Annotated in this window: 17 protein-coding genes and 1 pseudogene; 12 read left to right on the forward strand and 6 right to left on the reverse strand. The window is 57.1% G+C overall.

Translation table 11 applies throughout. The annotated features are described in order from the left end of the window. The 7 genes and pseudogenes from ACE1BR_RS16755 to ACE1BR_RS16785 form a co-directional block, all read left to right on the forward strand. A partial coding sequence (locus ACE1BR_RS16755) for a reprolysin-like metallopeptidase (protein WP_374872245.1) occupies positions 1-1700 on the forward strand: 1700 nt, incomplete at its 5' end. Next, on the forward strand, positions 1697-2020 hold the full coding sequence (locus tag ACE1BR_RS16760; RefSeq protein WP_374872247.1) for a hypothetical protein: 324 nt from the start codon (positions 1697-1699) through the stop codon (positions 2018-2020). The genes ACE1BR_RS16755 and ACE1BR_RS16760, both read left to right, overlap by 4 nt. Positions 2021-2442: 422 nt before the next feature. Then, positions 2443-3075 carry a hypothetical protein gene (locus tag ACE1BR_RS16765; RefSeq protein WP_374872249.1) on the forward strand — a complete coding sequence of 211 codons (633 nt, stop codon included), beginning with the start codon at positions 2443-2445 and terminating at the stop codon, positions 3073-3075. Positions 3076-3182: 107 nt separating this feature from the next. Then, positions 3183-3401, forward strand: a complete 219-nt coding sequence (locus ACE1BR_RS16770) for a hypothetical protein (protein ID WP_374872251.1) — start codon at positions 3183-3185, stop codon at positions 3399-3401. A 470-nt stretch (positions 3402-3871) separates the two neighbouring features. Continuing rightward, positions 3872-4288, forward strand: a pseudogene (locus ACE1BR_RS16775) (histidine-type phosphatase); the annotation flags it as partial. A 454-nt stretch (positions 4289-4742) separates the two neighbouring features. Next, positions 4743-5336 carry a hypothetical protein gene (locus ACE1BR_RS16780; protein WP_374872253.1) on the forward strand — a complete coding sequence of 198 codons (594 nt, stop codon included), beginning with the start codon at positions 4743-4745 and terminating at the stop codon, positions 5334-5336. 114 nt (positions 5337-5450) lie between these two features. Next, positions 5451-6059: a hypothetical protein gene (locus ACE1BR_RS16785; RefSeq protein ID WP_374872255.1), complete on the forward strand. Its 609-nt coding sequence runs from the start codon at positions 5451-5453 to the stop codon at positions 6057-6059. A 155-nt stretch (positions 6060-6214) separates the two neighbouring features. On the opposite strand, the gene ACE1BR_RS16790 is transcribed toward ACE1BR_RS16785, so the two are convergent. From ACE1BR_RS16790 to ACE1BR_RS16800, 3 genes are all read right to left on the reverse strand, one after another. Next, positions 6215-8614, reverse strand: a complete 2400-nt coding sequence (locus ACE1BR_RS16790) for a YgiQ family radical SAM protein (RefSeq protein ID WP_374872257.1) — start codon at positions 8612-8614, stop codon at positions 6215-6217. Positions 8615-8799: 185 nt separating this feature from the next. Beyond that, complete coding sequence (locus tag ACE1BR_RS16795; RefSeq protein ID WP_374872258.1) at positions 8800-11916, reverse strand: efflux RND transporter permease subunit; 3117 nt, start codon at positions 11914-11916, stop codon at positions 8800-8802. Next, a complete protein-coding gene (locus ACE1BR_RS16800) occupies positions 11916-12965 on the reverse strand; it encodes an efflux RND transporter periplasmic adaptor subunit (RefSeq protein WP_374872260.1) in 1050 nt (349 codons plus the stop codon). The genes ACE1BR_RS16795 and ACE1BR_RS16800 overlap by 1 nt, the downstream gene beginning before the upstream one ends. 198 nt (positions 12966-13163) lie before the next feature. Here ACE1BR_RS16800 and ACE1BR_RS16805 point away from each other — a divergent pair, with 198 nt between their 5' ends. Next, the gene (locus ACE1BR_RS16805) at positions 13164-14705 is read left to right on the forward strand and encodes a diguanylate cyclase (RefSeq protein ID WP_374872262.1); all 1542 of its coding nucleotides are present in this window, start codon (positions 13164-13166) and stop codon (positions 14703-14705) included. 46 nt (positions 14706-14751) lie between these two features. After that, positions 14752-15621, forward strand: a complete 870-nt coding sequence (locus tag ACE1BR_RS16810; protein WP_374872264.1) for a patatin-like phospholipase family protein — start codon at positions 14752-14754, stop codon at positions 15619-15621. 72 nt (positions 15622-15693) lie between these two features. On the opposite strand, the gene ACE1BR_RS16815 is transcribed toward ACE1BR_RS16810, so the two are convergent. Beyond that, positions 15694-17055: a sodium-dependent transporter gene (locus tag ACE1BR_RS16815; RefSeq protein ID WP_374872266.1), complete on the reverse strand. Its 1362-nt coding sequence runs from the start codon at positions 17053-17055 to the stop codon at positions 15694-15696. Between the two features lie 201 nt (positions 17056-17256). After that, entirely contained in the window at positions 17257-17523 is a 267-nt protein-coding gene (locus tag ACE1BR_RS16820) for a helix-turn-helix domain-containing protein (RefSeq protein ID WP_374872268.1), read from the reverse strand. Between the two features lie 256 nt (positions 17524-17779). Here ACE1BR_RS16820 and ACE1BR_RS16825 point away from each other — a divergent pair, with 256 nt between their 5' ends. The 3 genes from ACE1BR_RS16825 to ompA all read left to right on the forward strand — a co-directional run bounded on the left by ACE1BR_RS16825 (position 17780) and on the right by ompA (position 21050). After that, positions 17780-18376: a hypothetical protein gene (locus ACE1BR_RS16825; protein ID WP_374872270.1), complete on the forward strand. Its 597-nt coding sequence runs from the start codon at positions 17780-17782 to the stop codon at positions 18374-18376. A 309-nt stretch (positions 18377-18685) separates the two neighbouring features. Continuing rightward, positions 18686-19738, forward strand: a complete 1053-nt coding sequence (locus ACE1BR_RS16830; protein WP_374872272.1) for an OmpA family protein — start codon at positions 18686-18688, stop codon at positions 19736-19738. Positions 19739-20048: 310 nt separating this feature from the next. After that, a complete protein-coding gene (gene ompA / locus ACE1BR_RS16835) occupies positions 20049-21050 on the forward strand; it encodes a porin OmpA (protein ID WP_374872274.1) in 1002 nt (333 codons plus the stop codon). A 104-nt stretch (positions 21051-21154) separates the two neighbouring features. On the opposite strand, the gene ACE1BR_RS16840 is transcribed toward ompA, so the two are convergent. After that, positions 21155-22849, reverse strand: a complete 1695-nt coding sequence (locus tag ACE1BR_RS16840) for an NAD-dependent malic enzyme (RefSeq protein ID WP_374872276.1) — start codon at positions 22847-22849, stop codon at positions 21155-21157. Positions 22850-22875 lie beyond the last annotated feature (26 nt).

Below are 22875 nucleotides of genomic sequence, written 5' to 3' on the forward strand. Positions count from 1 at the left end.
GATTTGGGCAACAACGCCCCCATCAGGGCAAAACTGTCTTCGTTGACCCGCTCGACAATGCCGAAGGTTATGCCGTTTATTACCAACACGATGCCTTTAGCAGGCTGGAAGAAAAAGCAGATCAGGTCTTTGGTCGCAGCCTGAAAAAAGCGCTACGCCAAACCCATGTGAGTGGCAATGAACGCAAGCAGTATACCATCGCCATCTCTGCCGCAAGTGCATACACCCGCTATCACGGTGGGACCAAGGCGCTGGCTACTGCGGCGATAGCCACCATGCTCAACCGGGTCAACGAAGTGTACGAGCGAGACGTGGGGGTAGAGTTTCAGCTTGCCGAAGGCAACGACAGCGTGATCTTCACAGATCAGGAAAATGACCCTTTCCTGAATACGTCACAAGACATGAATTTAAACGTTCAAGTGCAGAATAAAGCCCGTAATGAGCATGAGTTAGGAGCGTTCGATATCGGTCATGTGGTCAATACCAACGGTGGTGGTGTAGCTATTTTGGGATCACTCTGTACCGGTAACAGATCCCGAGGCATGACGGGTTCCAGGAACCCGGTGGGGGATGCATTTTTCATCGATTATGTCGCGCATGAAATTGGTCATCAGATGGGAGCAGATCACACCTTCAATGGGACGAGTCGCAGTTGCGGTAAAAGAAACCGTAATCCTGACCACGCCTACGAACCAGGCAGTGGCAGCTCCATCATGGCCTACGCAGGCATCTGTGGGGTACAAAACCTTCAACCGCATACGGACCCCTATTTTCACAGCACATCGATTGATCAGATGCGTGCGCATATGGCGAGCGTACCGGATTGCGGTACAACTATTCCCCTCACAGATAACCCTCCTCCTCAGGCAATGGCAGGGGATGACTACACCATTCCAGCCAACACTCCCTTTGTACTCAAAGGGGATGGAAAATCATCTGACAATGCTCCGCTGACTTACACCTGGGAAGAACTTGATCTGGGTGCCGCCTCGGACACTGTAGAGGATATGGTGGATGACGGGTCACGCCCTTTATTCCGGTTCGTTCCCCCCACCAGTTCACCCGAGCGGATCTTGCCCAGTCTGCCATCTCTCCTTTCGAACACCCTCGCCATGGGCGAAGCCTGGCCAACCACCAATCGCAATCTCAATTTCCGTCTCACGGTTCGTAATGGCCAAGGTGGGGTAGCAAGCGATAATATGCGGGTTCGGGTAGTGGATACGGGACTCGCATTTAAAGTGACCGGACCAAAAGCCGCGATGCTGACGGCAGGAAGTAAGCAGAACATCACCTGGGATGTGGCAGACACGGACTTGCCACCAATTGCCTGCCAAAAAGTCGATCTGTTTTTGACCCAGAACGAAGGGAAAGCATGGTCATCACTGGGGAGCGGATTACCCAATCGCGGAACCGCAACCGTCACCTTGCCTGACAATCTTGCCAACAAAATCCGCTTCAAAGTGGCCTGCAGTGATAACATCTTCTTCGCGCTCAGCGGCCCTTACCAAAGCCGCACCAAACTCGTCGGCCCCTTGGTCAGCAGCAACTCGATTGACGCCAAGAGTGCCCCAGACACCAATGGCAGCAGTCTCACTAATGTGAAAACTGACGCGTCAACAGACAACAGCGGTGGCGGTGGCTCCTTCGGCTTCTGGGGTCTGGCCCTTGGCTTGTTGGCGTGGCAACGGAGAAAGGCATGAAACGACATTACCTGCTGCTACTTGCTCTGCTGGGGGGCTGCGAAGTGAATGCAGACCCTCTGGCACCGACTATTGGTGATAGCATCGCCAAGCAAGACTATCGCCTGATAGTACAAGCGGGCCGGGGAGAAGTGGCGCCGGGAGTGCCGGCTGAACAACAGAAAGCAGCCAAGGCTCGTTGTGGTACTCGCTTTCTGGAGGGCTTTGGCGATGTCATCAAGCCGGGACAGCAGGAAGCGTTCAGCTCATTGCTAGCCTTTGCCACCGAATACAACAAGCAGATGCTGACCTACTGCTACCAACACGATAAAGCAAAGTGACCTTGTCATGAGCACGAGGTGAACTCCGGTTAACAAGCAACGGAGCTCTCCCTTCCAATGAAAACGATCAGGTGGATGCCCTCTATCACACAGGCGCCACCTGATCGCCCATCCCCTTCAACAAACGACCAACCAACTTATCGAGCAATATCCAACAGGCTGTGCCAGCCACGCCTCTTTTCAACAATATTACCCAGCACAATTCCCTGGGCAAAAATAGTCTCTCGGCAAGCTCGAACAACCATCGCGATGCGTTATCACCCGGTTTGGTGATGGGGCGCAAAAAATAGTGAACGGCGAAAATATATACTCCCCAATAGAGTTCAGCCTGGATCGCAATGACCCTGTGAAACAAATTGGCTGTGTGTGATCACAACCCACCAACAGGCCTGATAAACCTTGTTATTTATGGATATATCACGATGAAGCTATCGTCAGTGGCACTGCAGGCCTTGTCACCCTATCTGTTTATCATCCTGACCGTGGCGCTGCTCTCCCTCGGATATATTGCCCTTCCTGTCTATTTCGCTCTGGCGATGGTTATCTACCCCGTGCTGGTCGCCACACTGGCGAACGACTGGGAACAACAGGGGCTGGTCTATCGCGAATCGGCACTGGTCGACGTTGAAGTCAATGTGCGCGGGATCCTTATCACGGAGCAGAGACGGCATCTGGAGAATATCTATTTTGTCTCGCCAGAACGTATGCAGGAGAAACTGACGATCCTTGCCCGCATCAAGTTGCTGATCTGTGCCGCCATGTTTGCCGTGTCGCTTTATGAGCTGGCGCTGCAGGTCGAGGCACAATTTAATATGTCGGCTATCAATATCATGGATATTTTCGCCCTGATTATCGGCCTCGCCGGGACACTGTTTCTTGGCCACTGCGTGCAAAAATGTCTGGCCCTCTATTCTGCCTGTCGCCATAAAAACTATCTGGTGCAGTTTCATCATCAGCCCGACGCCCAGCTCTATACCGCCGCCATTGCCAACAAGGCGGAGAATCTGCAGGTGAACCATACCCGCATGTTCGATGCCATTTTAGCGTGGCGTTAAACAAGATATATGGGCAGACACTGACAGCGGCTGATATCGCGCGGCAAGGCCGCGACACGCAACAGATCACCGCCGCGCAGGCAAACAGCACGAGAAGGAGCATTGCCATGATGATATTCAGCGTCTTTGGCCGACTGGTCGGCGTAAAACGGGAGGGGGAGCAGTGGCTGCTGTTTAATGTCAGCCTGCCCGAGCGCAAATACTCGCGCATCCGCGATGTGATTATTCCCGACTTTCTGACCGAGGATGAGATCCCGCGCTGGCTTGACGATATCTATCACGAAGCCGCCAGCGCCGCCCACCCAGAAGTGGTGCGGATCGAGTAACTCGCCCGTTTGCTGCCTTGTCGGCCATGCCATGGTTCAGATCGGCGGGGCCGCTTTCTCCTCCCCACACCCTGCGCCGCCCTTGCGCCGCGATGGGATTGTTGCGCTTGTGCAACACAGCTCAAGTCATGCGTTGCACCAGTAAAACAATTCAAGGGGTTCCAGCGGCAAAGCGCCACCGCCGAATGGCCAGCAGCCAGTGCCCGATCTCTGCCCGGTTGGCGACAAGGTCGCAGAGCAAGAAGAGTTTGATAGCGGTCATAAAACGAGACGTTTCTGATAGTTACATCAGGTTAAGGCTCGCCTCGGCAGTTTCGCTTGGCTTACCATGGCCAATCAGAACCTGTTGAACTGCGATGGGTTGCAGCCAGCGCGGGTCAAGGGAGCATATTGGAGGCTGTCATCCACGGGCGGTAGCGTGGAAATTGGTTGTGATACGCCTTACTCCGAAAGGTGGATGTCCCAGATTTTTTGCCAAGCAGAGTGCCCCCTACGCCATTGCCCAGCCGCTGCTCGACGGCCTGTTTGGCGAGGTGCAACGTCAGGTAGTGGAGGGCGAGCAGATCCGACGGGCCACCCTGCGCTTTGCCCACGCCGACGCCATTATCACCCTCGCCGCCCTGATGAAGCTGGAAGGGAACCGTCAGGGCGCCAGCCCGGATCAGTTGTTCAGCCAGCAGAACAACGAGTGGCGTGGCAGCTGGGTCTCCCCCTATACCGCCAATATTCAGTGGGATATCTACCAGAACGGGCAGCGGCAGGTGCTGGTCAAGATGCTCTACAACGAAAAGGAGATCGCCTTTAAAACGGGCTGCCTGCTCTACCAGAGCGGCAGCCACTACTACGACTTCGAGGAGCTCAAGCGCTGCTACGGCTATAACGGCTAACCCTTCGCGCGCCGGATCCGGATGTGGCAATCACAAGGGGCGACCAGCAGGTCGCACCAACCCACTCCCCTTCCCCGCTTGCCAAAACGGGATATGGCTATATCGCCGCCTTCCGGTTCCATTTGCTGATCAAGTTCAAAAAATGATGAGATTCTGATGGTTACATCATTATAAAACTCGCCAAGCAGGTTTCGTTTGGGCTACCATATCCACCCAGAATCTATTGAACTGCGATGGGTTGTTGCCAATACGGGGCAAGGGCGCATATTCGAAGCTGTAATCCACGGGCGGTAGCGTGAGATTTGGGTGGTGTTACGCCTCATACAGAAAGGCGAGTGTCACAGAGCTTCTATTGACAACAAAAACTCTAAATTAAATAGAAGATTTAATCTTGAAAAAATCAATCAAGAGAGACAGAAACTTCTATCAATATTATTTATGGACACTATGAAATATGAGTAAAATACAAGAATCCCAAGAATCCCAAGAATCAATATATATTATCGTATTGATCTTCATCATTGCATCTTTAATAGTTACCGCATATATCATTAATTTTTACAATGAGTCTATATCAGATATCCCCTCAAACTGGGGTGTTTTAGGTGACTATCTTGGCGGAATATTGAACCCTATAATATCATTTACTGCGTTAATATATCTGGTCAAGGCTTACTCCAGTCAAAAACAAGAGTTGAAAGAAACGAGAAAAGCTCTAGAGGAAACGGCTAAATACAACCAAAGCATATCAGAAACACAAAACAAACAACATTCCCTTATGGAGGATACATTTAAATTACAACAATCCTCCATGAGGATTGACATTCATTATAAAAGAATAAGCCATCTTCAAGATGAAATAAATAGAGCGTCAACATGTAAATATGAGACAAGTTCCCATATAAGTAATGGCGGATTCACATTTTATTCTGCAACAGGTGAGCAATATAGCGGCAACAGAGAAATCAATGAATATATCTCTGCTAAAGCATCAGAAATAAGCCAGCTTTTGGATGAAATTAATAGAATTCAAAATGGTTTAAATTGATAAGTCGTAATCTCGAAACCAAATTGGCATTTAACTATCAGCATTAATAAAACACTTTTAATTTTAGATTCTGATTGTAAATTTTCTTAATCTATTATTTGTTATGGGGGGGGTATGGAGCATATTGGACTAGAGGGTATTCTTAAAATAATTGGATTTGTCATTTCGCTAATAACTTTATTTTACAAATTCAAGGAGATGAATTTTAGTTCAAAATCAAATATACGAGAAGAATATGACATTGCGGAGAAACTGTTTGCTGATGATAAATGGCAGCATATGCATGACTATCAGCTTGAAATAGGCTACATAGCTATAGGTGGGAAACCACTGCAAGCAAGCGAAATTCGATTTATTCTAAAACTCCAAAACCCATTATCTAAGTTTAAACTATTTGAAAAAGCAGAAAAATATCTAACACAGGCTATCAATGAAAATGGAGTCCATACTCTACAATTCAAAAATGAATTTTCGAGCAAAAAATTAAAATCAATAGACAGATGGAATTGTTTTTGGTACTTCACTACAGCAATATCAAGTGGGATACCCTTGATCTTCTTAGGTGACATTATTAGAGAGTGGGGATTAAGTACTTTATGGGTAATAATACCATGGTCAACCTCATTTGCTTATATTGCATGCAGTTATCTTAAAGAACATTGGAACTTATCTACCGCAGAGTACATTGTGGAACGCTCTTGGCGTGAGAAGCAACCAACATAAACTGAGTCTCAATATTTTTAGAAAATTAGCACCATAAAATACCTCTCTGGTGCTAAATAATCTTAGCGCATTAGTATTTGGGCATGTGCACCAGCGGGTTGGAAGGCGACCATCCAGTCGCCTTTTTATTTCTATCGCTTTCCAATCAGGAAAACTCACCGCGCCGGTCGCTTGGCACCATTGCCTTTGGCCGCAGGCTTGCCGCCCTGAGCGGCGGGTTTGGCGCCCGGCTTGGCGGAGCCTGCGCGGGTCGGGGCCTTGCCCTTATGGGCGGGTTTGCCCTTGCCTTCGCCATGTCCAGAACCCGGCGCAGCAGGCTTGCCATTACCCGCCCCTTTCTGCAACTGGGAGCCCACCGGTTTGCCATTGCCCACCTTGCCGCCATGTTTGCTGGCCGCCGGAGCATTGCCTGCGCCAGCCTCGCTGCGGGCACCCTTGTTACCTGCACCATTACCGCGCTGATGAGCAATGTTGCTATGACGAGTCAGGGCCGGTTTCATGCCCTTGCCAGTGGCGGCGCGCTCGTTGCGCCCTTCCGCAGGCACCAGACAACCCGGGCCGTTGCCAATCAGGTGGCCCTTGCCCATGGCGAGCAGGGCTTCGCGGATCATCGGCCAGCCAGCGGGGTCGTGGTAGCGCAGCAGCGCCTTGTGCAGGCGACGACGGCGCTCGCCCTTGGCGACAAACACATCGCCCCCTTCGCGGCTCACCTTGTTTAACGGGTTTTTCTCCGTGTAATACATGGTGGTAGCGTTGGCGAGCGGCGACGGGTAGAAGTTCTGCACCTGATCAAGCTTGAAGCGGTTCTCTTTGACCCAGAGCGCCAGATTGATCATGTCTTCATCGGTGGTGCCCGGGTGGGCGGAGATGAAGTAGGGGATCAGGTACTGCTGCTTGCCCGCCTCTTTCGAGTATTTGTCGAACAGCTCCTTGAACTGGTAGTAGCTGCCCATGCCCGGCTTCATCATCTTGGAGAGCGGCCCCTCCTCGGTGTGTTCCGGCGCAATCTTGAGGTAGCCGCCGACATGGTACTTGGCCAGCTCCTTGATATAGCGGGGATCTTCCACCGCGATGTCGTAACGCACCCCGGAGGCGATGAGGATCTTCTTGATCCCCTTAAGGTCGCGCGCCTTGCGATAGAGGTTGATGGTCGGGCTGTGGTCGGTGTCCATGTGCGGGCAGATGGTGGGCCAGACACAGGAGGCGCGACGGCAGGTCTGCTCGGCCTTGGGGCTCTGGCAGCGCAGCTTGTACATGTTGGCGGTGGGGCCGCCGAGATCCGAGATGACGCCGGTAAAGCCCGGCACCTTGTCACGGATATCTTCGATTTCTTTCAGGATCGACTCTTCCGAGCGGCTCTGGATGATGCGCCCTTCGTGCTCGGTGATGGAGCAGAAGGAGCAGCCGCCAAAGCAGCCGCGCATTATGTTGACCGAGGTCTTGATCATCTCGAACGCCGGGATCTTCTCGTTGCCATAGGCCGGGTGCGGCACCCGCTGGTAGGGCAGGCCGAATACGCCGTCCATCTCCTCGGTTTCGAGCGGGAAAGCGGGCGGGTTGACCCAGACAATGCGATCGCCGTGGGCTTGCGACAGGGCGCGGGCACAGCCGGGGTTGGTCTCGTGGTGCAGAATGCGCGAGGCGTGGGCGTAGAGCACCTTGTCCTCTTTCACCCGCTCGAACGCCGGCAGCTTGACGTAGGTTTTTTCCCACGGCTTGGGCTTGGCTGGCTGCACCAGCACCGGTTTGGCCTCCTGCGCGGCAGGGGCCGCTTCGGTCGCATCATCCGAGCATGGGGCCCCTTCCATATAGGGGTTCATGATGGGATCGATGCGGCCAATCTGGTCGAGCTTGCTCGAATCCACCCCTTTCCAGCCCGGCAGCGGCTCCTTGCGGATCACGGCGGTGCCGCGAATATTCTGCATGGTGTCGATGCTCTCCCCCGCCGCGATGCGGTGGGCCACCTCGACGAGCGGCCGCTCGGCGTTGCCGTAAATCAGGATATCGGCCTTGGCATCGAGCAGGATGGAGCGGCGGATGGTCTCGGACCAGTAGTCGTAGTGAGCGATGCGGCGCAGGGATGCCTCGATGCCGCCGATCAGCACCGGCACCTCTTTGAACGCCTCTTTGCAACGCTGGGTATAGACCAGGGTGGCGCGGTCCGGCCGCTTGCCGCCCACATCCCCCGGGGTGTAGGCGTCGTCGTGGCGCAGCTTTTTATCGGAGGTGTAGCGGTTGATCATGGAGTCCATGTTGCCCGCGGTGACCCCGAAGAAGAGGTTCGGTTTGCCCAGACGCATAAAGTCATCCTTCGATGACCAGTCCGGCTGGGCGATGATGCCGACCCGAAAGCCCTGGGATTCGAGCATGCGGCCAATCACCGCCATGCCGAAGCTCGGGTGATCCACATAGGCATCTCCCGTCACCAGAATGACATCGCAGCTGTCCCAACCCAGCTTGTCCATCTCTTTGCGGGACATGGGCAGGAAGGGCGCCGTGCCGTAGCACTCGGCCCAATAGCGGGGATAGGAGAAAAGGTTGGGTACCGGCTGCATTTTGAACACCTGGAAAAATTCGGGTCGCGCATTATACCGATTGCACCGAAGCGGAGCGATGGCTTTTTGTCCCTATAGATGCCGCGGGATAGGGCTGCGACAGGCAATAACAAGGGCGCTCGCAGGCGCCCTTGTGGTGATGGAGGCTGGCAACGGCCTCTATTGGATTCTGATCAGGATTCAGATCAGGGAGTTGGAGGTTGCGACTCCCCTGCCCCTTTGGCGGCCAGCGCTTCATCCACCAGCTGATCCCGCTGTCCGGTCATCCCGGCATGGCGCGCCAGCAGATGGTAGATGGCGGGCACCACCAGCAGGGTAACCAGGGTTGCCAACGACAGCCCGAAGAAGACCACGGTGCCGACCGCCATCCGGCTCTCGTAACCCGCCCCCATGGAGAGCATCAGCGGCACCGCGCCGATAATGGCGGTGAGCGAGGTCATCAGGATCGGGCGCAGACGGCGCACCGAGCCTGCGATGATCGCGGCCTCAAACCCTTCGCCGCGCTGGCGCAACTGGTTGATAAACTCGACGATCAAAATGCCGTTCTTGGTCACCATGCCGATCAGCATGATCATGCCGATCTGGCTGTAGATGCTCATCTCCTGCCCCGTCAGCCAGAGGCCGAGCAGGCCACCGAAGATGCCGAGCGGCACCGTCATCATCACCACCGCCGGGGTCAGGGTGCTCTCGAACTGGGCCACCAGCACCAGATAGACCACCAGCAGGGCGAGGCCAAAGACCATCGCCATCTCCCCCTGATTATCGCGGTAATCCTTGGAGTCACCGGCGTAATCGACGGTCATGCCGGTCGGCAGGTTGGTGTTGGCCCAGCCATCGAGGAAGTCGAGCGCCTCGCCGAGGGTGTGATCGGGGTGCACATCCGCCGTCAGGGTGATCGCCTTCTGGCGCTGGTAGTGGTTGAGGCGGTTGGCGGTCGCCACCTGCTTGACGGTGGCCAGGGTCGAGAGGCTCACCATCTCGCCGTTGGCCGCTTTCAGATAGATGCGCGCCAGATCGGAGATACCGTTGAACTCGCTCTGGTTGCCGCGCAGGTAGACATCATACTCCTCGCCCCGATCCACATAGGTGGTCTTGCTCGTCCCGCCCAGCAGGGTCTGCAAGGTGCTGGCGACGGTGGAGACCGGAATGCCGAGCTGGCTGGCACTGTCGCGATTGATGGTTACCTGTAGCTCGGGGGTCTTCTCGGCGTAGTCGAGATCCGGGCTCAGCATCAGGCCGCTGCCCTGCGCCGCCTGTTGCAACGCCAATCCCTGCTGGTAGAGCTCGGCATAGTCGTTGCCCTGCAATACGAACTGCACCGGCGCCGTCGAACCGCCGCGAAAACCGGGCTGGAAGGTGCGGATCATCACATCGGGAATGCCCGACAGCTTGGCCCCGAGCGAACGGGAGAACTCGGTGGCAGTGGCATCACGCGCGGCCCAGTCGGTGAGCTGGATGATCACCATGCCGGTCTGATCGCCGCCACGGCCAAAGGCGGGGGTACTGAAGCTCAGCGCCTGCACCAACCCTTTGCCCAGCATCGGCATGACGGCGGACTCCACCTGCTGCATGTTGCGCTTCATTCGCTCGATGCTGGTCCCCTCTGCCCCCTTGACGAAGACGAAGACCACGCCGCGATCCTCGGTCGGGGTGAGACTGGTGGGCACCTGACTGAACAGGGCACCGATCCCGCCAAGACAGAGCAGTACGACCAGCGGCATCCAGCGCGAGCGGGGCAGCAGCCAACCCAGCAGCTGGCGATAACGCTCCTCCAGCCAGCCCAGACCGCGATCGAGCCTGGCGGTCAGGCAGTTTGGTTTATCCAGCGGGCGCATCAACCAGGAGCCCATGGCGGGGGTCAGGGTCAGTGCCACCAGCGAGGAGCAGAGCACCGCGAGCGAAAGCAGGATCGCAAACTCGGTAAAGAGCCGCCCCACCATGCCATCCATAAAGGCGATGGGAATAAAGACCATCACCAGCACCGCGGTGGTGGCGATGACCGCAAAACCCACTTCGCGGGTGCCGTGCCAGGCGGCCAGCAAGGGCGATTCCCCCCGTTGCAGGTGGTGGTGAATGTTCTCCACCACCACGATGGCATCATCCACCACCAGACCGATGGCGAGAATGAGCGCCAGCAGGGTGATGAGGTTGATGGAAAAACCGAAATACCAGGCGCCGATAAAGGCGGAGATAAGGGAGACCGGCACCGTGATGGCCGGGATCAGCGTGGTGCGCCCCTGCCCAAGGAACAGATAGAGCACCGCCACCACCAGCACGGCGCAGATAGCCAGCGTCAGGTAGACCTCGTCGATCGCCTGCTTGATAAAGATGGTGGAGTCGTAATCGACCTCAAGCTGCGCCCCCTCCGGCAGGAAGCGTTGCATCTCCACCAGCTTCTGCTCGATACCCTGTGCCACCGCCAGCGGGTTGGCGGTGGACTGGGCAACGATGCCGATCCCCAGACTCTCTTTACCGTTGCGCTGGTAGGCGCTGTCTTCGTTCTTGGCCCCTACCTCGACATCGGCGATATCGGCCAGATAGACGCTCTGGCCGTTGGCCGCGGTGCGGATCTGCAGCTGCTGGAAATCCTCGGCGCTGTGGTAGAGCCGGGCGATCTGCACCGCCATGGTCATGCTGTTGTTGCGGATCTCGCCGCCCGGCAGCTCGATGTTCTCGCGCTTGAGGGCATCTTGCACATCCGCCACCGTGATACCACGGGCGGCCATGTCGGCGGGGCGCAGCCGCACATACATTACCTGGGTCAGATCGCCGGAGAGCTCCACTTCGCTCACCCCGTCCACCAGACTCAGGGGATCGACCAGTACCCGGTTGGCATAGTCGGTCATGGCGGTGCGATCCATCTGGCTGCTGCTGAAGTTGAGCCAGATCGCCACGTCGCCGCTGCCGCTATCCTTGGTCACCAGCGGATCATCGGCATCCTCCGGCAGGTTGCGCTTGGCGCGGGTCAGGGCATCGCGCACGTCGGAGACCCCTTCCACCATGTTCCAGCCCAGCTTGAACTCGACGGTGATCATCGAGCGCCCCTTGCGGGTCATGGAGTTGATGTTCTTGATGCCGCTAATGCCGGAGAGCTGATCCTCGATGGGCTTGGTGACCTGACTCTCCATCACCGAGGGGGCTGCCCCCTCATAGGAGGTGGTGATGGAGACCGACGGGGTCTGCACATCGGGCATCTCCCGCACTGTCAGTTTGCTAAAGGCAACCAGACCAAACACGGTGAGCAGGGCGCTGAGCACCACCGCCACCAGCGGACGACGAACGGAAATATCGGAGAGCCACATCAGCCGTTTACCTCCGCCAGATCGTGGACTTTGACGCCATCACGGAGATTGACCAGCCCCTCGACCACAATGCGATCACCCACCTTGAGCCCTTCGGTAACCCAGACGGTCTCCCCTTCGGTCTCGCCAAGTACCACCGGCACCCGCTTGACCCGGCCATCGGCCTCAAGGCGATAGACGAAGCGCTGCTCACCGGCGTACTCCACCGACTGGGCGGGGATCAGGGTGAGCTGCTGGGCAGGCAACGCCAGCTCGACATTGAGCAACATGCCCGGCCGCAACTGGCCGTTGCCGTTGGGGATCAGCACCCGCGCCTTGATATTCTGGGTCTCGTCGGAGACGCGGCTATCGAGGGTGGTGAGGGTGCCGCTGAAGTGCTGATCCGGCCAGGCCGCGCTGGTGGCGTTGACCGCCATGCCCGGGCGCAGCAGGGAGAGGTAGCGCTCCGGCACCGCCAGATCGAGACGCAGGGTGTCGATCTCGTCCAGATGCAGCAGGGTATCGCCACTGTTAACCAGCGCCCCTTCACTGAGATCGATCAGGCTCACGGTACCGGCAAAGGGAGCGGTGAGGGTACGCAGGGAGAGCTCGTAGCGGGCCGCATCAAGGCGAGCCTGCGCTTGTGCCACCACGGCCTCTTGGCCCTCCAGCACCGACTGGGTGACGGCACCGCGAGCAACCAGCTTGCGCATCTCCCCCAGCTTGCGGTTTTCATCGCGCAGGCTGGCGCTCTGCTCCGCCAGCTCCGCCTGCTGCTTGCCTGTATCCAGCGCGATCAGGGTATCGCCTTTGTTGACCTGCTGACCCGACTGCACCGCAATCTTGACCAGACGCCCGGTCACCTCGGGGCTGATCACCACCGAGTTGTTGGCCACCAGCTTGCCCACCAGCTTGAGGGTCGGCTCGGCCAGACTCTGCTTGACGGTTTGGGTGCGGATATTGACCTCTCTGACCGGGGCCTTGGTAGCGGGTTCGCTGTGACGCAGCGCCCAGATGCCGGCAACAACGATTAGAAGAAGGCCCAAGCCGAGCCAGATTCGCATTTTCATCGAACAGTCCATGAAGAGTGAAAGGGTAAATCGAGATGGGGGCCATTTTAGCCCCAGACTATGCCGTGACTATGTATAAATGTGACAAAACGTAACAAGAACGGGGCGAGATCACCTGGCTGGGTGCAGTTCAGTTTGTTTTCAGACCATTTCGCATACACTGACGACACATTTGTTCGCCACATCCGATACCTGCCTATGCCCAATATGTCTGACCAACGCTTTTTCACTCGCCTGACCTGGCTGCTGTTTGCCCTGGTCACCCTGCTGATTGGTCTGACCCTGCGGCAAAATCTGAAACAGATTGAGAACCTCTACCAGAGCGATACCCTCAACAGCGCCATTCACCTGCGGGATCAGTTCAAGAAGATCGAGGTGTTTCTCGAGGCGATGCGCGGTCAGGCCGAAGAGCGGCTGCGCAGCGACCCCCAATCCACCCTGACCCGTCAGCTCTACCGCCAGATTCAGCAGCAACCGGATAAAGGGCTGGTCCTCGACACCCTTCCCGCCAACCTGCCCGCCGGGCTGGCTGGCAACCTCACCGGGGCCGGACCACTGCCACCACCCGGCAGTGAACGGGAGGCTCGCATTCATCTGGCCCTGAGCCTCTCCCCCTTGCTGGGCACCGCCAGTCAGCACCTCGGCAAGGAGATCGCCTGGGTCTACTTCACCGGAGTAGATGACTTTATCTATCTCTATCCCTGGCTCCCCTCCAGCCAGTTCCAGTTTTCCAGCTCCGTCTATGACAAGCACTACTGGCAGGACGCGGTGATGTCACCCAACCCGACCAAGACCACTATCCTCTCCCGCCCCTATGAGGATTTCGCCGGTCTTGGCACCATGGTGACCATGTCACAGCCCCTCTACAAAGATGGGGCGCTGGTGGGAATGATCAGCATGGATGTGCTGCTCGCCCGCCTGCAGCAACAACTTGAGCAGCTGACACCGGCGCTGGGGGAGTATCTGCTGCTCAATCAATACCATCAGGTGCTGGCCAGCAGTGTGCGGGAGCCGGTTATTCCCGGGGATCTGGCGCCCAGCAGGCAATACCGCTGGCGACAGGGCGCCTTGCAACTGACGCTGGCAATCCCCGACACCCCTTTACTGCTGGTTCACAAGGTCACCCTGCTGCCGCTGGCATGGACCATGCTCGGCCAGTCCGCCCCGACCCTGCTCGCCATCCTCTTTATGTTGCTGGCCGCGCTCTCCAATCTGAGATCCCATCGCCTCAACCAGCGGCTCAACTACCTCTCCTGCCATGATGCCCTCACTGGCGCCTTCAATCGCCACTATCTGGTGCAGCAGGAACAGGCGGGGGAACTGGCACGGCTGCGCGCGGGGATCCTGATGTTCGATGCGGATCACTTCAAACGGGTCAACGACCACTTCGGCCATGCCGTTGGCGACATCGTGCTGATCCGGCTGGTGCAGATCTGCCAGCAGCACCTCGGCCCATCGGACAGATTAATCCGCTGGGGCGGCGAGGAGTTTCTGCTGCTGATTGGCCAGGGTGACGCATCTCGCCTCAGCGACATCGCAGAGCGGCTCAGAAGCGCCGTCGCCAACCACGACTGGGCGGCCATCGAATCCGGCCTGATCGTCACCATCAGCCTCGGCTATCACCCCCACCAAGCGCATCTTCCGCTGCACGAAGCGGTGCGCCGGGCCGATGTGGCGCTCTATCAGGCCAAGGCCAACGGCCGCAACCGCTGCGAAAGATGGCAGGGTGACGCTTCCTGACTCTCGGAGTAAGCTGGTCGCTCCAACCCCTTTTTGGAGGAACGTCGTGCCACGTAAACCCCGTGTAGGGCTCGCTCTCGGGAGCGGCGCCGCCAGAGGATGGGCCCACATTGGCGTCATCCGCGCCCTTGAGCGTCTCGGCATCAAACCGGATTTGATCGCAGGCTGCTCCATCGGCAGCTTTGTTGGTGCCGCCTATGCGGCCGGTGAGCTGGATCGGCTGGAGTCATGGGTGCGCGGCTTTACCCGCTTGCAGGTGGTCAGCCTGCTCGACCCGGCCCTCTCCGGCGGCCTGTTTCGTGGCGAGAAGGTATTTGGCCTCGCCGCCAGCCATCTGGGTAACCCTGAGCTCGAAAGCCTGCCCATCCCCTTCGCCTGCGTCGCCACCGAACTCGATACCGGCCGCGAGATCTGGCTGCAACAGGGGCCACTGCGCCAGTCGGTGCGCGCCTCCTGCGGCATGCCGGGGATCCTCACCCCGACCCGGGTCAACGACCGCTGGCTGGTGGATGGTGCCGTGGTCAATCCGGTGCCCATCTCGCTGGCCCGCGCCATGGGCGCTGAAGTGGTCATCGCCGTCAACCTCAACACCGACATGCACCAGCCCTGGACCGACGAGCCCGATCAACCGGGCAGCAGTGGCCTGCTCAGCCAGTGGCTTAATCGCGGCGAAGCGACTCCTGCCACGCCCGGCATGTGGAGCGTGATGAGCGGCTCCATCAACATCATGCAGGAACGGATTACCCGTGCCCGGATGGCGGGGGATCCGCCGGAGATCCAGCTCTGTCCGCGTCTTGGCAGCTTCTCCATCATGGATTTTCATCGCGCCAGCGATGCCATCAACGAGGGGGAGGCCTGCGTCGAGCGCAACCTTGATCAGCTCAAGGATGAACTGGCTCGGCTTGGCTTGTTGTAACGCCACCATCTGCGCCAACTCCAACAAAAAGAGCGCCTTGCGGCGCTCTTTTGCTATGCGGGAACGGCTGGCTTAGAACAGCCCCAACCCTTTGAGCATCACGATCAGGATCAGCAACGGCGATACGTAGCGGATGATGAAGAACAGCGGCTTGAGGATCGGCAGAACCAGCTCACCGCCATTGGTCAGAGCATCGCGCATCTTCTCTTCACCCCATACCCAACCCACAAACAGACAGAGGAAGATACCGCCAAGGGGCATCAGAATGTTGGAGGAGAGGTAGTCGAACAGATCGAAGAAGGTCTTGCCCGCAATCTGCACATCCGCCATGGCGCTGTTGGAGAGCGCGCAGGTGGAACCCACCGCACCCAGCACCAGCAGGTTGATCAGGGTCGCTTTGGGGCGGCTCATCTTGAAGCGCTCGGAGAGCACCGAGACCGGCACTTCCAGAATGGAGAGCATGGCACCGGTGGCCGCGATGGCCGACAGCACGAAGAAGAGCACCATGAACACATGGCCAAACGGGATGCTGGCAAACACCGCCGGAATGGTGATGAACAGCAGGGAAGGACCGGCGGTCGGCTCGAACCCGAAGGCGAACACCGCCGGGAAGATGGCGATACCAGCCAGCATGGAGACGAACAGATCGGCACACATCACCCGGAACGCGGTGAGCGGGATGTTCTGATCATCACGGAAGTAGCTACCGTAGGTCATCATGCAACCCATGCCGATGGAGAGCTTGAAGAAGGCCAGCCCCATGGCGGTGAGCACCACGGCACCGGTGATCTTGGAAAAGTCCGGCGAGAAGAGGAAGGAGAGACCCTGGCTGGCGCCCGGCAAGGTCAGACTGCGGACACCAATGATCAACAACAGGATAAAGAGCACCGGCATCAGCTTCTTGGTGACCGCTTCGATCCCCTTGGAGACCCCCATCAGCAGGATGCCGCCCATCAACGCCAGCACCAGCCACTGCCACAGCAGGCTCTGCAGCGGGTTGCTGATCAGCGCACCGAACGCCGCGCCGGTAACCTTGGGATCGGTCGAGAGGATGGAGCCGTCGATCGCCTTGAAGATATAGGCAAAGACCCAGGCTGCCACTTCCGAATAGAAGGACATGATCAGGAATGCAGCCAGCACCCCCATCACCGCAATCAGCCACCAGGGTTGCCCTTTCGGAGCGAGATTGCTCAGGGTTGTGACCGCATCGGATTTGCTTTTGCGACCCAGCATGATTTCGGAAATCATCACCGGCAGGCCGACCAACAGGGTTGCGATCACATAGACCAGCAGAAAACCGGCACCGCCGTTTTCACCGGTCAGATAGGGGAATTTCCAGATATTGCCGAGTCCTACGGCAGAGCCGAGGGTGGCGGCGAGGACGCCGAACTTGCTGGTGAAGCCATCTCTGGCCTTGGGGGTGGTTTGACTCATGCTTGTCTCACTCTCTGTCGCATCATGCGAGGATAACCGGATTTTCAGGATGGGAATTTTCTGAGGTTTATGGTGGCTTGCCAAGATTTTTTGAGCAAAAGCCCTATATAGAGCACAAATAACGAAAAAGCGGTGCCAAACGCGCTGTTTTACAAACAAAAAAATGCCGCCAAAAGGCGGCATTTCCAGTCACATTGATGCTCACGCCTTGGTGAGATCATCCGGCCCAATCTGACCGATTTCGGCGACTTTTTTGTCCGCCAGCAGCCAGAGGGTGAACTTGTGCAGATCCGGGTGGTGAGCCAGGGCAACCAGGAAGGCACCACCGACTTCACGATAACCCAGCTCGTAGTTCTTCAGGGTTGTGGGAGGGACACCCAGCAAATCTGCAAACTTCGGACGGCTCAAACCGACCGCTTCACGGATCTGACGGATCTTCTTGCCAACAGTGACGATATTTGAATTCATAATGTTCCATACTCCGTTCGGCGGATTTACTCCGCCTGTATTTTTCGCGACGACTCGTAGTCAAGTGTATCAGTTTTGTACGGACTCGTTATGGTCGAGCCTCTTTCTTTATGAGCGCCTTTCGGCGACAACCCTTGCCTTCACGGGGGATGGTAATCGCTCCGCCGCTTCAGGTAAACAGTCTCGAAAAGAAACCTTATTGTTGCCACCCGAATAATTCGTATAATCCGCAGTCTACCTATAAAGAGGAATAAGTATGGCGTTTCCCGGCATTATCTCTCGCCTGCACCCTGTTTCAACCGTGACCCAACTACAGCTGCAACTCCGTCAAGGGGAACAGTATCGCGCCGAAGCATGCTGGCTCCCCGCCGCATTGCACGGCCATGCGCGCGAGGTACTGGCCACACTGTCAGACAAATGCAGTCTGTTTCTTGAGCAGGATGATCAGGATCTTCCTCTGCGCAGCCACGATGGCAAATTGCATAATGATGGCAAGGTCATCACCCTCAATAACCAGACCATGACACTGGCCACCACGCCGGGTGATGGGGGGCTGGTACCCGAAACGGGTATGGTTGAAATGGCCAACTGGCTGGAAGCGGGACACCGCCACTTTCTCTGCGCAGCGGCAGTGCAGCCGGTAGCGCGGGCCATCCTCAATATCTGGCCACTTGACCCCTATCTGGCTCGCCATTTCCTGACGACGTTTACTCCCTTGCTGCAAAATGCGACGGAAGAGAACTACCTCGCTGTCTTTGCCGCCAGAGCAAATCCGGCCAACCCGCATTCCGACTGGGTTCAGTCCTATATGACACTTGAAAAGAAACTGCACAGGGCTTATCTGGATCACTAATTAATCTGGATAAAACAGCCATTTAACGACACGACACAATTTGCCATAGGGCTCATTTGTGAGCTTGATCATGTTTTAAAATCGGCATAGAGTGCGCCTCGTCATCGGACCGACATCAGTTGCCTGGCAGTGGTTTATCACGCATTGCGTGCCATGCCAGCGTACTCGACACACCAGGAGAGTGTGCAACCCGGTTTTGCCGGGTCATCTGCCAGACTCGACGCCAGCCGTACGGCGGAGCCTGCAGCTTACATAAATTAAAAAGTGCGAAGCACGTGAACAACGTGCGATCTCAACGAGGATTTTTTTATGATGAAAATGGCTCCTTCCATGATCGCCATCGCTATGGCTGCTCTGGGTGCTACCGCTGCTCACGCTGCTGACGACATCTACTTCGGTGCCGGTGTCGGTGCTGCTCACTTCAACGGTCTGAACAAGATCAACGGTGGTGGTTATTCTGGCACTGAAGACGCTGCTGCTGCCAACGCCTTCGCCGGTTACAACTTCAACGAAAACTTCGGTACCGAGTTTGGCTATCAGTACGCCGGCCGTGGCAGCACCGATGGTGATCGTTACGAGAACCAGGGTGTAACCCTATCCGGTATTGGCCGTCTGCCGGTTGGCAACGGCTTCTCCCTGTTTGCCGAAGCGGGTGCCTACTGGGCACACACCGATGGCTTGGGTATAAGCGACACTAAAGTTTCCCCGCTGGCAGGCGCCGGTGTGACTTACAAAGTAAACGACGCGCTGGATCTGCAAGCTCGCTATCGCTACATGTGGGACGTGGCTGACCTGAACATCTCCGGTTATGACGAAGATGGCAACGCTGCCACTGCTCGCTACAAGTCCAACCAGAGCATTGCCACTCTGGAAGCGGTATACCACCCGTTCCGTACCTCCTACGTAGCACCGGTCGCTGCTCCGGTTGTTGCAGAAGCCCCTGCTCCGGTCGCTCCGCAGATCGTTGAGAAGAACTTCGCACTGAACTCCGACGTGCTGTTTGCCTTTGGCAAAGAGACCCTGAAGCCGGAAGGTGTTGCTGCCCTGAACGCTCTGTACCAGCAGATCGTTGAGTTCCAGCCGAAAGATGGCAACGCTGTTGTTGTTGGTTACACCGACCGTATCGGTTCCGATGCATACAACCAGAAGCTGTCTGAAGCCCGTGCCCGCACCGTTGCCAACTTCCTGGTAAGCAAAGGTATGGCTGCCAGCAAGGTTGCCATCGAAGGTCGTGGCGAAGCCAACCCGGTGACCGGCACCAAGTGCAACGGCGTGAAAGCTAAAGCTCAGCTGATCTCCTGCCTGGCTCCGGACCGTCGCGTAGAAGTTCGCGTATCTGGCGTACAAGAAGTTCAGAAGTAATCTGATCTGATTCAGATAATGCGAAAAGGGGATGCTATTGCATCCCCTTTTGTTTCTCTCTATCCGCCCTTTCTGCTCACCGCCACTTCCCTCCCCCAGCTTGCCTGCCATCCCCCAAAGGAATACAGTAGTTGCGCCTGTAAGGTATTGGATAAGCACCAGAAAGCGCTTCTTGTCCGGCCTGTTGTCCATGACGCCAACGCATCATGAGTGTCCAAAAGCGTTCCGCTATCCGCTTTGTTGGCGACTATTCGCAACAATAAAAGTGCACTGCATGCCCGATCCGGGCTTACGCAACGAGGATATAACGATGAAAATCAAAATGGCACCTACCCTGATCGCTCTGGCGCTGGCCGCAGCAGGGACGACGGCACAGGCTGCCGATGACTGGTATACCGGTATCGGCGCAGGTTGGGCATATGCCCACAATCTGGATGATGTGCAGGGTCAGGATACTGATAAAGACGCTACCGCACTGAGTCTGTTCGGTGGCTACAACTTCAACGACTACTACGCGGCTGAGCTGGGCTATCTCTATGCCGGTAAAGCGGGCGTTAACGGCACCGACTTCAAAACCCAGGGGGGCACCCTCTCCGGTATTGCACGTCTGCCACTCAATGACATCTTCTCCGTATTCGCTGAAGGTGGCGCCTACTTCAATCACGTCAATGGCAATGGCAACAGCGACAACGGCACTGCGCCACTGGCCGGTCTGGGACTGACCGCCAAGCTCTCTGACCTTATCGATGTGCAAGCCCGCTATCGCTACCTGTGGAATCTGGGCAGCGAGCAGAAAACCTGGGAGAGCGACATGAGTGTCGCCACGCTGGAACTGGTGATGCACCCCAACCGCACCTCTTATGTTGCCCCGGTTGCCGCCCCCGCCCCTGAGCCGGTTCCCGAGCCAGTGGTGGTCGACAAGAACTTCGCCCTGAGCTCTGACGTGCTGTTTGCCTTTGGCAAATCCACTCTCAAGCCAGAAGGTGTCGCAGCGCTCAACACCCTCTATCAGCAGATCGTCGACGTTCAGCCGAAAGATGGCAGCGCCGTGGTGGTCGGTTACACCGACCGCATCGGCTCCGACGCTTACAACCAGAAGCTCTCCGAAGCCCGTGCCCGTACCGTCGCCGACTTCCTGGTGAGTAAAGGTCTGCCCGCTGGCAAAGTGGCCATCGAAGGGCGTGGCGAAGCCAACCCTGTCACCGGCACCCAGTGCAACGGCATCAAGGGCAAAGCTCAGCTGATCTCCTGCCTGGCTCCGGATCGCCGCGTTGAAGTGCGCGTCACCGGCGTCCAGCAAGTGACTCAGTAATCACGTCTGACAACATCAAGGGGATGTAGCTGCATCCCCTCTGGATACAAAAAGGGATGCCATGGCATCCCTTTGTTTTTACGGCTATTTAGCGCTGATCTGTATCAGAAGGAGGTACGGCGGTAGCGGCGATACTCCGGGTGCCAGAAGTTGGCTTCGATCGCCTGCTCAATCACCTCGTCCGGGGTCTGCACCGCCTTGCCCTGCAGCATGGCGGTCTTGGCCACCATCTTGGCGATGTAGCGGGAGACCTGATGGATATCCGCCAGATCCGGCAGCAGAGAGCCCTCCTCCCCTTTCACCAGCGGCGAGCACTCCGCCAACGCGCGGCTGGCCGACATCAGCATGGCATCGGTCACCCGAGTGGCACCGGAGGCGATAACACCAAGGCCGATCCCCGGGAAGATGAAGGAGTTGTTGCACTGGGCGATGACGTAACGCTTGCCCTTGTACTCCACCGGTGCAAACGGACTGCCGGTTGCCACCAGCGCCTGACCGTCGGTCCAGCGAATAAGATCTGCCGGTGTCGCCTCGACCCGGGAAGTGGGGTTGGAGAGCGGGAAGATGATGGGACGGGCACAGTGCTTGTGCATGGTCTTGACCACCTCCTCGGTAAACAGCCCCGGCTGGCCGGAGACTCCGATCAGGATATCCGGTCGACCGTGCTCCATCACCTCCAGCAGGGAGATATTGTCCCCCACCGGCCAGTCGGCGATGCGCTCCACCGGTTGGGAGAGACGGCGCTGGAAGTCGAGCTGGTTGGGGATCTTGTCGGTGATAAGACCGAAACGATCCACCATAAAGACCCGACCACGAGCCTGCGCATCGGTCAGCCCCTCGGCCTTCATCTGCGCCACGATCTGCTCGGCAATGCCGCAACCGGCGCTGCCCGCACCGAGGAAAGCGACCCGCTTCTCGGAGAGCTTGGCGCCGGAGGCTTTGCAGGCGGCAATCAGGCTGCCCAGGGTCACGGCGGCGGTACCCTGAATATCGTCGTTGAAGCAGCAGAGCTCGTTCTTGTAACGATTGAGCAGCGGCATGGCATTGTTCTGGGCGAAATCCTCGAACTGCAGCAGGATGTCGGGCCAGCGGCGCTTGACCGCCTGAATGAAGGCATCGACAAACTCCGCATACTCTTCGCCGGAGATACGCGGATTGCGCCAGCCCATATAGAAGGGGTCGTTCAGCAGTTGCTGGTTGTTGGTGCCCACATCCAGCACTACCGGCAGGCAGTAAGCGGGCGAGATACCGCCACAGGCGGTGTAGAGGGAGAGCTTGCCGATGGGAATACCCATGCCGCCGATTCCCTGGTCACCCAGACCCAGGATCCGCTCTCCGTCGGTGACCACGATCACCTTGACGTTCTGCTTGGTGGCGTTTTGCAGCATGTCATCGATCCTCTCCTTGTCCGGATAGGAAATGAACAGGCCACGGGCGCGGCGATAGATGTTGGAGAACTCCTCGCACGCCTTGCCGACGGTCGGGGTGTAAATAATGGGCAACATCTCAGTCAGGTGGTTGTGCAGCAGACGATAAAACAGCGTCTCGTTGGTATCCTGGATGTTGCGCAGATAGATGTGCTTGTCCATGTCGTTGCCGAACGCCATGAACTGGCGATAGGCGCGCTCGGCCTGCTCTTCAATGGTCTCGATATTCTGGGGCAACAGCCCTTCGAGGTTGAAGTTGCTGCGCTCTTCACTGGTGAAGGCGCTACCTTTGTTGAGCAGCGGCGTCTCCAGCAGGGCGGGGCCAGCGTAGGGAATGTAGAGGGGACGTTTCTGGTTATTATCTTCAAACATGGATCTTGGTACCTAAACGGTTAGCT

Source organism: Aeromonas sp. MdU4 (assembly GCF_041929505.1).
Taxonomy (GTDB): Bacteria; Pseudomonadota; Gammaproteobacteria; order Enterobacterales; family Aeromonadaceae; genus Aeromonas.

Excerpts from the sequence above, each read along its gene's own strand:
- ACE1BR_RS16815 (WP_374872266.1), bottom strand. The coding sequence starts at position 17,055 with ATGAGTCAAACCACCCCCAAGGCCAGAGATGGCTTCACCAGCAAGTTC.
- ACE1BR_RS16790 (WP_374872257.1), bottom strand. The coding sequence starts at position 8,614 with ATGCAGCCGGTACCCAACCTTTTCTCCTATCCCCGCTATTGGGCCGAG.
- ACE1BR_RS16805 (WP_374872262.1), top strand. The coding sequence starts at position 13,164 with ATGCCCAATATGTCTGACCAACGCTTTTTCACTCGCCTGACCTGGCTG.
- ACE1BR_RS16830 (WP_374872272.1), top strand. The coding sequence starts at position 18,686 with ATGATGAAAATGGCTCCTTCCATGATCGCCATCGCTATGGCTGCTCTG.
- ACE1BR_RS16760 (WP_374872247.1), top strand. The coding sequence starts at position 1,697 with ATGAAACGACATTACCTGCTGCTACTTGCTCTGCTGGGGGGCTGCGAA.
- ACE1BR_RS16770 (WP_374872251.1), top strand. The coding sequence starts at position 3,183 with ATGATGATATTCAGCGTCTTTGGCCGACTGGTCGGCGTAAAACGGGAG.
- ACE1BR_RS16820 (WP_374872268.1), bottom strand. The coding sequence starts at position 17,523 with ATGAATTCAAATATCGTCACTGTTGGCAAGAAGATCCGTCAGATCCGT.
- ACE1BR_RS16840 (WP_374872276.1), bottom strand. The coding sequence starts at position 22,849 with ATGTTTGAAGATAATAACCAGAAACGTCCCCTCTACATTCCCTACGCT.
- ACE1BR_RS16785 (WP_374872255.1), top strand. The coding sequence starts at position 5,451 with ATGGAGCATATTGGACTAGAGGGTATTCTTAAAATAATTGGATTTGTC.
- ACE1BR_RS16795 (WP_374872258.1), bottom strand. The coding sequence starts at position 11,916 with ATGTGGCTCTCCGATATTTCCGTTCGTCGTCCGCTGGTGGCGGTGGTG.
- ACE1BR_RS16800 (WP_374872260.1), bottom strand. The coding sequence starts at position 12,965 with ATGAAAATGCGAATCTGGCTCGGCTTGGGCCTTCTTCTAATCGTTGTT.
- ACE1BR_RS16765 (WP_374872249.1), top strand. The coding sequence starts at position 2,443 with ATGAAGCTATCGTCAGTGGCACTGCAGGCCTTGTCACCCTATCTGTTT.
- ACE1BR_RS16780 (WP_374872253.1), top strand. The coding sequence starts at position 4,743 with ATGAGTAAAATACAAGAATCCCAAGAATCCCAAGAATCAATATATATT.
- ompA (WP_374872274.1), top strand. The coding sequence starts at position 20,049 with ATGAAAATCAAAATGGCACCTACCCTGATCGCTCTGGCGCTGGCCGCA.
- ACE1BR_RS16825 (WP_374872270.1), top strand. The coding sequence starts at position 17,780 with ATGGCGTTTCCCGGCATTATCTCTCGCCTGCACCCTGTTTCAACCGTG.